Below are 12,327 nucleotides of genomic sequence, written 5' to 3' on the forward strand. Positions count from 1 at the left end.
TTGAACAAAGTGAAAGCCAGCGTCTTTAGGCGCTGGCTGGTGATGTGGGCTTATAGCCCCTGTTCAAACCACCCGTTAGACGGGTGGTCATGATTCATCCATCGCAAAAGAGAAATGGGGAGCAGTATAATTTGTGAGGCTTGTACTTCTATCTTTAAAAGCAGCTTATCCATCTCTCTTTTTCGATATAAGATTCGTCGAACTTCCATAGTCTTGCCAATTAAAACATAGAAAATCATAAAATTTTTGACGGTAATGGTGTAGTATGGATGTGCGGCAGTAGGATTATGAAGATTTTTTGAGATATAACTGACAATTTTAGCGAGATCTTCCTCAAATAAGGGAAGAAATTTTAGGTCATAATTACCTTTTCTCAAGATTTTTTATGTATTTAAATATAATTTATTTGTATAAACAAGAAACTGCTTCTCACCCAGCGTAATAATGGCACTTTTATGATTCTTGCCGACAATGGTGTCTCCTTAAAGATGACCGAATTCACTTTCGAAATCTGGATATATTTCAGTGAGCTCATGAATATCTCTGCGAAAAATTTGTTTCCCGCGAGTTTCTTTCCCATTGGTTTTTCGTTTCCCTTGTCAGGGTAAATCATTTTAATGAAAGATGCTACGGTCAGCTAAGCGTTAGAGGATTATCATAGAAGAAGGGATGTTATCAGGATAGGTAACTTTTATCACAACGAGACTCCAATCTAATTCTAAATACGATTGGATAAAGTCTAGTACTTGTTTTGTGAGTTGAGTGTTTTTCCGATACAACGCTTCATGTTAGTTTTGTAACACTCATAATAGTCATAAGTCGAATGGTCAGTATTCAGAAAAGAAAGAACATTGTAAATCGTTTGTCGTGATTTACCAAGTGACTTTAAAATGCCATAAACTTTCTTACCTGATTGGTAATATGCCTCTATCATTACGAGTTCGTTTGTGATAAGATGGGTGTAGGTCATTTATGTTAGTTCCTTTCAGGCAAATGTGGTAGTTTATCTGAGCCTAACAGCGCTGGCTTTTTCTGTCTAGCTTAATTTTACAAATTTGGATTTAAAAAATAAATAAAAAAGTAACATGATGAAAATGTATTATTTGATATATTTTTTAAAACATTAGTAAATATTACTTGGGGATCCCTTTGAATAGCACTAAAAATTCCGAATTAGGACTGGAAGTTTTCGATGTAACTGAATTTGTTCTATAGAGAAGTTAGACAAGCAAGGATAGAAAGAGGCTATTTGAATGATAAAAGAATTTGAATTTGAAATTGATTGTGATATGACATTTTCGCATCTTCACGATTGTATGGAAATTCTCTATGTAATGAGTGGGCGCATAGGTGTGATGCAGACAAAAACAAATATTTTGGTCCGAGAAGGAGAGTTTATAGTTTTTAATCCTTTTGAACACCATGAACATTATAGAGAAACAGGAGCTCACACAGTTTCACTCTACATTTCCTATAATTTATTAAAGCAATTAGATATGCCGAGTGTTGCTTGTTGCAGTTCTGAACGCAAGGAATTGGGAGAGTACTACGAATTAATTCGAGGGAAACTCGCAATAATTTATAAGGAGTATACTCAAGATAGGAAAAACCGAGCAGTGTATTGTCTTTCTCATCTACTTGGTATTTTAGATTTATTAAAGCAAAAATTTGCTGTGGATGATGATATTAGAAGAGATACGCTTTCTGAAGTATTGCTGTACTTAAACCATCATTTTTCTGATGATATAAATCTTGTTAAAGTAGCAAAGGACTGTCATATTTCTACAGGTTATTTGTCTAGACATTTTCATGAAGTGATGGGGATACATTTTTCAGATTACCTTCGGAAACTTCGTTTGTCAGTGGCGGCTTCATTAATCAGTACGACAAACAAATCGGTGACTGAAATTGCTTTATCTGTCGGTTTTGGAAATCCTAATACATTGATTTATAATTTTAAAAAGCAATATGGCATGACCCCTTATAAGTATAAAATTTCCCGTCAATGGTACCAGGAAGATGCACAGGCAAAAAATCGATCTATGCATGATATCGGCTTGTTGAAATATGCTGGAATAGAAGCAGAGACGGAAATTCTTTCTAAGCCTCAGCGTCCGATGATGAATGTTTCGATTTCACTTAAAAGTCCCGGCGTCTATCGAAAATCTGTCACAAATGTGGCAATTGGGTGTGGATACGCAAAATTATTATTGGATGACGAATTTTCTAAGACAGTCGAGCGCATTAGTTGTCAAATAAAGCCGGAATATCTCCAGATTCAGGGAATATTCGATGATACGATGCATGCCTATTTTCTAGGTGGCGATGGTAGCGCAAATTTTGATTTTTACCTTATCGATCAGGTGTTGGATCGTATTCGTGCTGTTTCGATGAAACCTTGGATTGAGATTGGTAGAATTCCAGGTCAATTGACCTCCAAGCGTAAAAATGAATTTTACGGTGCATACATGGAACTCCCGAATGATTTGAATCGTTGGAGCAATTTGGTGTCTTCGTTTATGGATCATATAAGTGAACGCTATGGAGTAGCGGAAATTTCGCAATGGAGATTTTCTATTACACCTGCCTTGTATGTATCATATGGATTTTACTCCATGGAGGATTATTTAGAATATTATAGGCAAACCTTTGAAGTAATACGCGCATTCCTTCCTGAAGCGATTATTACAGGAGGGACCTTTGACTGTGGTCTACTCCGAGTGGATGGGACAAAGGAACTATCTTCTTTTTTAGTGTTTTGTAAAAAAAATAATTGTATTCCGAATTTACTTAGTCTACAGGAATTTTTTGTGGACTATGATAAAACAAATCGCGATAAGATTCTAGAAAAGATTGATGCGATGACAGAAGAGCCAGTTCCACTTTGCGCAGATCCGGATCTGTTAGCTAAAGATGAAGATTTAATTAAAGAAGTTCTAAAAGAAGAAGGATTAGAAGGACTTCCCATTACTTTTTTGTATTGGAATTCTACGATTTGGTATAAAGATTTGGGGAGTGATACTTGTTATAATTCAGCTTTTCTTGCTAAACATGCAATGGAGAATTTGGGAAAAGTGGAATCATTAGTAGCTTCAGTTGTGTATAGTGACGAGGATTCGAATCAGCTATTTACTGGGACGCCAGCTTTATTTACTCAAAATGTGCCTAAGGCAATGTATCATACTTATGGTTTATTGAATCAGATGGAAGGATACTATGTCGACCGTAATAATGGTTATGCAATTTCAAAATCAAAGGATGGAAGTGTTTTTACAATTCTTTTATATAATTATTGTCCACCCGATCCGGCTATTCATTTGTCTGAAATTGTTTCGAGGGAAGAGCAACTGACTATTGATCGTTACTATAGTTTTCAGAGTTGTGGTGTTCAGAATTTCTGTATTGAATTTTTTGGAGATACTGATGAGATCTGGGAGATTGAAACCACGCGTATTTGCAGAGAATCTGGAAGTTCGTATGATTATTGGCGGAGAATGGGAGCTCCTTCGATTCTAAATGCGAAGAAACAAAAGTATTTGGAAGAAGTGTCACAACCAGGGTACACTGTGGAGCAACGCAGAATGTTGGACAAGAAACTGAAAATATCTGGAACCATCGATGAGCATGAGGTGCGATTGATTCGCATGAGAAAAAAAGTCACTAATAATTGACGTAAAATCTTGTTTTTATGACCTGACAAAGATCTATTTGTCAGGTTTTGTATTTTTTTTTTTGTAAAATAATCGGGAAAAATAGATGTTAGTAAGAGAGTAATGATAAAGAGACTTTTCTATAATAATATTTAAAGAAAACGTTTTCTAAATTTGTAAAAATATTATGGAGGAAATAATAATGTCTGGAACAAAAATCAAAGAAACCGGATATGTAAATACAAGAGAAAAAATCAGTTATTCTTTAGCATCTGGTGGAGGAAATGTTGTCACTACTATAATTGGAGGATTCCTCGCTGCATACTTAACAGATTCTGTAGGACTTACTGCAGCTTCTGTAGGGACAATGATGCTCTTGATGCGTTTCGCTGATATTGTAACGGATTTTTTAATGGGGGCAATTGTTGAACGTACGAAGACACGTTGGGGAAAAGCAAGACCGTGGCTTTTGGTTAGTGCAATACTTATTTTTGTAGCGTTGATTTTTGAATTTAGTACACCTGGAAATTTGAGTATGAACGGCAAATTAATTTATGCGTATATTACTTACTTTTTTATTAATTGTATTGGATTTACATCTTTTGTGATTCCACATACAGCATTGCTGTCAATTATTACATTTAATGGGGTCGAACGACAGAAGATTGCGGCAATGGGACAAATTGTTAACCAGATATTAGGTATGGCGGTTTCCATTTTTTGGGTTCCATTGACGGTGGGAATTGGCTTCCGAAATACGGCTTGTGTGTATGCAATTTTGTCTGCAATATTCATACTAGTTGGTTTCTGGGGGACTAGAGAGAACATCTATGAAGATGAAGGACATGTTCCGATTGGACAGTCAAAGGAATCCTTCAAGGCTTCTTTAAAAGTAATAATACGCAATAAATATTTCTGGATTGAAATGGCTGTTTTTAGTTTACTCTTATTTCATAACATGGCACAAGGGGCAGTGGGATATTATTTCAGCAACAGTGTATTAAATAATGCAAATTTAGTTGGTCTCCTTTCCGTTGCTGGTATGTTACCAGCGTTATTTATGAATATGATTGTGGCTAAGTTGGTTGGAAAGTTTGGAAAACAGAAGATTATGGTTTTGAGTGCGATAGTGATTACAGTAACATCCGTTCTAATGGGATTGACTTATATAAATATTCCGTTGCTTGTCGTGCTCACCATTATCAAAGGATTTTTTTTGGGTAGTATGTTTTCTTGTGCTTTTGCACTCACTGGTGACGTTATTGATTATGGTGAGTGGGAATTAGGAGTCCGTTCAGAAGGTATTACGATAGCAGGATTTAGTTTGGGACAAAAACTTGGTATGGGTCTTGGTCCTGCAGTGGCCACCTGGATTCTAGCAGCTGGGGGTTATGACGGTTTGGTAATGGTACAAACAGAGGCTGCAAAAAATGCGATTGTATTTTCTTATACATGGTTATTAGCTATTGTAGGAGTATTGTTGATTATTCTAAGTTTATTGTTAGATTTGGATAAATATAGTGCACAGATGCAGCACGAATTAGAGTTGAAGCATAGAAAATAGGAGGAGTTACAATGTTGGAATTTAGAAGTGAAGAAGTATCGAAACATGTTACAAGAATTTATGGCTTTTCCACTGAACTGATGTATCTGGTAGAAGGTGAAAAAAAGGATATCTTGATAGATACCGGAAGTGGATTCGGAAGTTTATATCTTGCGGTTGAGGATATCCGTAGAAAGCACAAAGGACTAGGAAAGCCACTTGAAGTTTTAATTACCCATGGACATCTAGATCATGCCATGGGAGCACAAGAATTTCTTAACGCAGGATGTCCTGTATATTTAAATCATGAGGATCGTTGTGTTTTTGAAAAGCATGCAAAGGATTCATTCCGAATGGAGGGGATTTCGATGCTACAAGCGGATGGATTGGGAATCTTTGTTGCTGAAGAAGATTATATTAAATCTCCATCTTTTGATGATTTTCTGGATTTGAAGGAGGGTGAGAAATTTGATTTGGGTGATGTAACAATAGAAACATTTGCTTGTACAGGTCATACGAAAGGGTGTCTAACCTTTTTAATTCAGGAGCATGACGGAAAAAATTATTTACTAACTGGAGATGCGTGTAACACGTTTACTTTTTTGTTTGATGAGTATACAACTTCCGTAGAGGAATATGAGAAACATGTGAAATCGCTTATTAAAAAAGTGAACGGAAGATATGATGAAGTTCTCTTATCCCATGGCAATGGAGTTGGTTACCTTGGACTCATGGAAGATGTAGTTGCGGTTTGCGAAGATATTCAGAATGGAAAAACAGCAGATATTCCTTATGAGTTTATGGGAACACAAGGGCTAATCGCTAAGGATTTTGATTTTTCGGATTTCGCAAATGCTAAAGGCAATATTGTTTATGACAAAAATCGCATACGTATATAGATGAGGGGAAACAAATATGGATATAAGACTAAAACAAAATCCTTTTTTTTTAAATGATGCGGATATTAAATGGATTGAGAAAGTAAAGAGTGAAATGTCGTTTGAGGAAAAGGTAGGTCAATTGTTTGTTCCACTGGGCCTCTCTGATAAAGAAGAGTATTTGCGGCATTTGGTTAATGACTGCCATGTTGGTGGAATCATGTATCGTACTGGCAAAAAAGTAGATGTTCGTTCAACTCATGAACGTATTCAAAAGATGGCAAAAATTCCACTTTTATTAGCTGCCAATATTGAATCCGGTGGTGATGGTATTTGTTTTGAAGGAACAAGCTTTGGTAAACCAATGGTGATTGCGGCTACAAATGATTCGAAAAATGCGTATCGAATGGGTTATGTGGCATGTAAAGAGGGCGCTTCAGTTGGTTTGAATTGGTCCTTTGCACCAATTGTTGATATTGATTATGATTTTAAAAATCCAATTACTAATGTAAGGACTTTTGGCTCAAATCCAAATCGTGTAAAGGAGATGGGAGCTGCATATATGGAGGGAGCTAAGGCAAATGATGTTGCCGTTGCTATTAAGCATTTTCCAGGAGATGGATGCGATGAGCGAGATCAGCACATTGTAACCTCTGTAAATCCTATGTCTTGTGAGGAATGGGATGCAACCTATGGTGATATTTATCAGGAATTGATTGACAAGGGTGCACAAAGTGTCATGGTAGGTCATATTGCCCAGCCCGCTTATGTGAAGCAGATGAATCCCAATGCAACTGTGGAGGAACAGTATTATCCAGCATCTGTTTCGCGTGAGTTAGTTACTGGATTGTTAAGAGAGAAGCTTGGATTCAATGGTGTAATCACAACAGATTCTACGTGTATGGTAGGATATACAACAGCGATGAAGCGAGAAGAGTCTGTTGTTGCATCCATAGCTGCAGGCTGTGACATAATCCTTTTTAACAAAAGTTTGGACGAAGATATCGATTTTGTGAAAAAGGGAATTTTGGACGGAAGAATAACGAAGGAGCGATTTGAAGATGCAGTCACCAGAGTGTTAGCATTAAAGGCATCTTTGAAATTACATATAAGACAACAGAAAGGTGAGCTAGTTCCTCCGGAAGAACAACTATCTGTTGTGGGCTGTGAAGAACACAACAGATGGGCTGAAAAAGTCGCTGAGCAATCTGTTACTTTGGTAAAAGACACTCAACAGCTTTTGCCTATCTCGCCAAAGAAATATAAAAGAATTTATCTTAATGTCATTCAGCGGAAATTAACGGATTCACAGGATTTAGAAGTTCAAAAATGGAGAAAATTATTTGAAAGAGAGGGGTTTGATGTCACCGTTCGTGATCGATCTGTAACGTTAGAGGCTAAAGATTTAATGGGATTTAACTTAACTTCAGAAAAGGAAGAGTTGATTGGAGAGTTATATCGAAGTATTCATGAATTTGTTCCAACAAAGGATTTATATGTATACGTTTTTAATATTGAAAATGCTTCAAATAATACTACTGCTCGGTTAGATTGGAATGTCATCTTTGGACTAGGAGATGATGTCCCTTGGTTTACAAAAGAAATACCAACTTTATTTATTAGTACCGCAAATCCGTATCACTTATTTGATGCTCCTATGGCGAAAACATTAATAAATTCATATAGCAATAGTGAAATTATCATGAAAGAAATTATGGATAAAATTATGGGACGAACTGAGTTCGTGGGACAAAGTCCTGTAGATCCTTTTTGTCAAAAAGAGTATTTAAGATTATAGGTAGTAAGAGTGAAAAAATGTATCAAGCAGTGATTTTTGACTTAGATGGTGTGATTTGCCATACAGATTCTTATCATTATAAAGCATGGAAATTTATTGCAGATAAGATTGGTGCGACATTTAATGAAACAATAAATGGGAAATTACGTGGTGTAGGACGACTAGATAGTTTAGATATCATTTTAAAGGAGTCAGGAATATGTCACTTGTCTCCAAATGAAAAAGCATTTCTGGCAGAGGCGAAAAATGATTATTATTTACATTTACTGGATTACATGGCACCTCAAGATTTAGATGAGAGTGTACTAAGGACATTAAGAGATTTAAAGAATATTGGTATTAAAATAGCAATTGGCTCTTCTAGCAAGAATGCTAAAAGAATACTTGAAAAACTTGAAATTATTAATATGTTTGACGCAATTAGTGATGGTACGAATATTTCTCATGCAAAACCAAATCCAGAAGTGTTTACAAAAGCAGCCGAGATGTTAGGTGTTTTACCAAGCTGTTCACTTGTGGTAGAAGATGCGATTTCTGGCGTTGAGGCAGCGAGTAGGGGGGGATTTGATAGTGCTGGCTTAGGTGATGCAAAAAGCCATCCAAATGTAACATTCCAGCTTTCAAATTTTGAAGATTTAATAGGTATTGTGAGGTAAAAATGTCAGTATTTTGCGAAATATTTTGAAAGTCAGAATTGAATCTGATTTGTAAACGTGATGAAAAACTAGTTATACTCGATGGTGTAGAAGCTTTTCGCGATATTGATTATATTGGTGATGGAAAACTATGTGATATGGAAATTCCAATTGCCCAGTATTTTGAACGAATGCTCCTAAATACCCAACTACCGATGCCTGGAAGTGACAGCTCGAAAGTCACCTTTACAATTCCTGCCGATGCTCAGCCAGGAAATACCTTCCATATCTTGCTAGAGGTAGCTAATCAAGCAGAAACGCCATTGAAAGCCTATCAACGCTATATTCTGACAGTAGCTTAAAGAAAGGGTGATGAGATGTTAAGATTAGCAGAATATTTTCAAAACAATATGGTCATTCAGTCAGGAGTTGCCCAAAAGATTTGGGGAAATGCTATTGCAAATAGTAAAATAAATGTGACTCTACAAAACCATTCCGTGGCTTGTTGTTCTGACTCCGAAGGCAATTGGCAATTAGAGCTCCCACCTTTAGACAACTCTTATTGTGAAAAACTTCTAGTCTCTTCTAATGGGAGTAAGATTGAGCTTACGGTTGCAATAGGGCAATTGTGGTTAGCAGGTGGTCAGTCAAATATGGAATTTCACATGCGCTATGAGAAACATCTTAATGAAGAAATTAATAACTTACCTAAGCATATTTATTTTTATGATGTTCCTGAAATAGCTTTCCCAGAAGCTAAAGAGGCTTTCGATTTTTCTCAGATGGCTAGATGGCGACAAGCAAGTGTTGAGGATATTGACTGGTGGTCGGCTGTTGGCTATTACTTCGCTAAAAATTTATCAAGTGCACTGGATTGTCCTGTGGGCATTATCGGTTGTAACTGGGGTGGTACTCAGATTCAATCCTGGATGAAACTGGAGACCATTCAACAATTAGATCCAGATACAATCGATGTTTACCATGATTGGTTAGATACAGAAAATGTAGCAGCGTACTGGGAAAACCAGCTGAACTCTCCACTAAATAACAGAGGTCTCCCTTTTGAAGATGCTTTTGGAGAATTGGTTATGCCTAGGACGGTTAAAGTAGAAGATTTAGCTGACTTGTTTTCAAGTATTGGCGAAGACATAAAGTCCTACATGGCTTCACTGCAACCCCAAGCCCTCCCCGCGAGTCTATTTGAGAATATGGTTCTTCAGTTAAGGGATATCGCGATAGCTGGGATTCTCTGGTATCAAGGAGAAAGCAACGATATCGACAATAAACAATACCAATACAAATCTTTGTTGAAGGGACTTATTAGAGATTGGCGTTTGGTTTTTGGAGAAGATGTACCTTTTTACATCGTTCAATTACCAGGTTATGAGTCTTGGTTGGAGAATAAGGCTATTCGGTATGATATCATTCGTGAGTGCCAGCAAAAGGCAGTCAAGGAAACAGATTTGACCTACCTCTGCTCCATTTCTGACCTAGGTGAACAATTTGACATACACCCTAAAAATAAAAAGACGGTAGGAGAACGACTAGCTTTATTAGCTCAAAAACACACATACGGACATCTGATAGAGGCAGATGGGCCTACTATCGCAAGTGTAACTTATGATGCGGGGCAATTGGTACTTCATTTTAATCATGCTGAAGAAGGATTAGTGATTAAGGGTGAGCGCGTAGCATTTCTGAAACTGGAGGCTGATGGTGAGGAGATTTCCTTTACAGAGAGTCTTGACCAAGATAAGCTAATCTTGACGCTCGCTGTAGCCAAGGCTCCTAAAGAATGGCGTGTCAGTTTGGGATGTTCCAACTGGATGACCCTCAATTTATATAATCAAGCAGGGATACCAGCTCTACCGTTTTGTGAAACGATTATTTGTGAAACAATTAAATGACAGACGTTATTTAGAAAGTGTGATGAGATGATTATTGAAACCTTTAATTTAGATCAAAACAGAACCAATGTTGATTTAACAACCTATGTTATTAGCGATTCTCCTGAATTGCTCGATGGGAAAAAGCGACCTGCTATCTTGATTTGTCCTGGCGGCGCCTATCTTAACTGTTCGGACCGTGAAGGAGAGGCGATAGCCTTGCGCTTTGCGAGCATGGGTTACCACGCCTTTGTCTTGCGCTATCATGTCCTCTTAGAAGCAGATGATGCGTTCGAACAGCTTTTTTCAAGTCAGGTTAAAGGCAGAGCAGATACCGTATTTCCTTCAGCCATTCATGATATTGCTCAGGCCTTAACCCTCATCCATGATCATGCAGATGAATGGTTGGTTGACACAGATAAGATTGCTCTTTGTGGCTTTTCTGCTGGGGGTAATAATGTGACTAACTACAGTGTCCATTGGAATAAACCAATTGTGACGGATGTCTTTGATGTGACCAAAATCAAGCCTGCAGCGATTATCGCAGGTTATCCCATTACAGATTACTTTGCTCATGAGGCACATGTTAAGACGCAAGATAAGATGGCTCAAGGCCTCTTTCGAGTGGCTAATATCTCCTTGTTTGGTACAGAGAACCCTTCAGAGGAGCAATTGCTCCAAGCTAGCGCAGCACGCTTAGTTGATCAGACAACGCCGCCGACCTTTATCTGGGCGACCGCTGGGGACATGCTTGTTCCAGTCAGTCAATCCACACGCCTAGGAACAGCCCTTGCTGAGGCTGGCATCCCATTTGAATTGCATATTTTTGAAGAAGGTCAGCATGGATTAGCGCTCGCAACACAAGCGACAGCGGCAGCCTTGACGGAAGTGAATGCTGACGCAAGACAGTGGGTAGATCTTGCTGAAGCCTGGCTTCAAAAACGCTTTACACTCCCTCTAAATGAAAAAAGCAATTGGGCTTAAAATAGAACGATATAATACAAAGGGGTCTAAGTTGGACAGATTGGTTATAGCAAAAAGAAGTTGTTTAATTAATAAGTTTGGTTTAAATGGTAATAAAATGCTCTAGATCAGGTTCTGTTCATAATTAACTTTAGACTCTCTGAAGATGATAGAGTTCTTATAGAGGCTCATTGTCAACTGTAGTGGGTGACTTATATCATGTACGAGAGAGAATCACGTTGGTTCTCTCTTTTTGCACGTTCAAAGCGATCAAAATTTTAGTTTTAAAGTTCTTGAAGTTCCTAAAACCAAAGGCATTTCGTTTTATATCTTTGATCAGTTTATTAGTGGCTTCTAGTTTAGCGTTGGAATAAGGTAATTCTAGGGCATTAGTAATGTATTTTTTATATTTTTTAAAGGTCTTAAAGACGGTTTGAAAGGTTGAGTTGACAGTAGTCATGTGTTCTTCAATCAGTTCAAAAAAGTAAGTGTGTTTCTTCTGTTGAAAATGGAATAAGAGCAGCTGATAAAGGTCATAGTAATAGCGGAGGTCGTTTGAGAAAGCTAGTGTTTTCTCAACGACTTCCTTAGGTCTTAAAGTTTGTCTAAACGTCCTCGAATAGAAGGGTTTATCAGCTAATTGGCGACTCTCTTTCTGGAACAATCTCCAATGATTTTTAAGAGCTCGGTAAGGCAGAGACTTGTCGTCAAACTCTTTCATGATGGCAATTCGAGTGGACAACATAGCACGTCCCAGGTGCTGTACGATGTGGAAACGATCGAGTACAATTTCTGCCAGTGGGAGTGAAATAGTCCAGTGGACTATTTCAGCCAGAGCCAAAAAATAAAAAAGCGATGGTTTTAATCAGAGGAATATAACTACCAGACATGTCTACGGTCACCACTTTGACTTGTTCTCGAACCTTTCGAGGGTACTTATAAAAGTGATTCTTAATCGTTGTTTGACGGTTATT

The 12,327-nt window shown here is 37.5% G+C and carries 8 protein-coding genes and 3 pseudogenes; 8 read left to right on the top strand and 3 right to left on the bottom strand.

Annotated features, from left to right (window positions below):
* Window positions 1–158 precede the first annotated feature (158 nt).
* Together J2S23_RS10685 and J2S23_RS11360 are read right to left on the bottom strand one after the other, a co-directional pair.
* A pseudogene (locus J2S23_RS10685) lies at window positions 159–377 on the bottom strand (type II toxin-antitoxin system RelE/ParE family toxin); the annotation flags it as partial.
* 108 nt (window positions 378–485) lie between these two features.
* Window positions 486–970, bottom strand: a pseudogene (locus J2S23_RS11360) (transposase); the annotation flags it as partial.
* Between the two features lie 283 nt (window positions 971–1,253).
* Between J2S23_RS11360 and J2S23_RS10700 the strand changes: the two are divergent.
* The 8 genes from J2S23_RS10700 to J2S23_RS10735 all read left to right on the top strand — a co-directional run bounded on the left by J2S23_RS10700 (window position 1,254) and on the right by J2S23_RS10735 (window position 11,374).
* Window positions 1,254–3,671 carry a GH39 family glycosyl hydrolase gene (locus tag J2S23_RS10700; RefSeq protein ID WP_307122712.1) on the top strand — a complete coding sequence of 806 codons (2,418 nt, stop codon included), beginning with the start codon at window positions 1,254–1,256 and terminating at the stop codon, window positions 3,669–3,671.
* Window positions 3,672–3,852: 181 nt separating this feature from the next.
* The gene (locus J2S23_RS10705) at window positions 3,853–5,214 is read left to right on the top strand and encodes an MFS transporter (RefSeq protein WP_307122713.1); all 1,362 of its coding nucleotides are present in this window, start codon (window positions 3,853–3,855) and stop codon (window positions 5,212–5,214) included.
* An 11-nt stretch (window positions 5,215–5,225) separates the two neighbouring features.
* The gene (locus J2S23_RS10710) at window positions 5,226–6,092 is read left to right on the top strand and encodes an MBL fold metallo-hydrolase (RefSeq protein ID WP_307122714.1); all 867 of its coding nucleotides are present in this window, start codon (window positions 5,226–5,228) and stop codon (window positions 6,090–6,092) included.
* A gap of 16 nt (window positions 6,093–6,108) precedes the next feature.
* Window positions 6,109–7,869 (top strand): glycoside hydrolase family 3 protein, encoded by a 1,761-nt coding sequence (locus tag J2S23_RS10715; RefSeq protein WP_307122715.1) that lies wholly within the window; start codon window positions 6,109–6,111, stop codon window positions 7,867–7,869.
* Between the two features lie 17 nt (window positions 7,870–7,886).
* Window positions 7,887–8,525, top strand: a complete 639-nt coding sequence (pgmB, locus tag J2S23_RS10720) for a beta-phosphoglucomutase (RefSeq protein ID WP_307122716.1) — start codon at window positions 7,887–7,889, stop codon at window positions 8,523–8,525.
* 38 nt (window positions 8,526–8,563) lie between these two features.
* Window positions 8,564–8,866 (top strand): hypothetical protein, encoded by a 303-nt coding sequence (locus J2S23_RS10725; protein WP_307122717.1) that lies wholly within the window; start codon window positions 8,564–8,566, stop codon window positions 8,864–8,866.
* A gap of 15 nt (window positions 8,867–8,881) precedes the next feature.
* Complete coding sequence (locus J2S23_RS10730; protein WP_307122718.1) at window positions 8,882–10,411, top strand: sialate O-acetylesterase; 1,530 nt, start codon at window positions 8,882–8,884, stop codon at window positions 10,409–10,411.
* Window positions 10,412–10,438: 27 nt separating this feature from the next.
* Complete coding sequence (locus J2S23_RS10735) at window positions 10,439–11,374, top strand: alpha/beta hydrolase (RefSeq protein ID WP_307122719.1); 936 nt, start codon at window positions 10,439–10,441, stop codon at window positions 11,372–11,374.
* A gap of 196 nt (window positions 11,375–11,570) precedes the next feature.
* Here the strand turns inward: J2S23_RS10735 and J2S23_RS10740 are convergent.
* Window positions 11,571–12,327, bottom strand: a pseudogene (locus J2S23_RS10740) (transposase); the annotation flags it as partial.

The organism is Streptococcus moroccensis (assembly GCF_030812835.1).
Classification (GTDB): Bacteria; Bacillota; Bacilli; order Lactobacillales; family Streptococcaceae; genus Streptococcus; species Streptococcus moroccensis.

What these genes read in the sequence shown, in the direction of transcription:
- J2S23_RS10735 (WP_307122719.1), top strand. Translation starts at nt 10,439, where the DNA reads ATGATTATTGAAACCTTTAATTTAGATCAAAACAGAACCAATGTTGAT.
- J2S23_RS10700 (WP_307122712.1), top strand. Translation starts at nt 1,254, where the DNA reads ATGATAAAAGAATTTGAATTTGAAATTGATTGTGATATGACATTTTCG.
- pgmB (WP_307122716.1), top strand. Translation starts at nt 7,887, where the DNA reads ATGTATCAAGCAGTGATTTTTGACTTAGATGGTGTGATTTGCCATACA.
- J2S23_RS10730 (WP_307122718.1), top strand. Translation starts at nt 8,882, where the DNA reads ATGTTAAGATTAGCAGAATATTTTCAAAACAATATGGTCATTCAGTCA.
- J2S23_RS10710 (WP_307122714.1), top strand. Translation starts at nt 5,226, where the DNA reads ATGTTGGAATTTAGAAGTGAAGAAGTATCGAAACATGTTACAAGAATT.
- J2S23_RS10715 (WP_307122715.1), top strand. Translation starts at nt 6,109, where the DNA reads ATGGATATAAGACTAAAACAAAATCCTTTTTTTTTAAATGATGCGGAT.
- J2S23_RS10705 (WP_307122713.1), top strand. Translation starts at nt 3,853, where the DNA reads ATGTCTGGAACAAAAATCAAAGAAACCGGATATGTAAATACAAGAGAA.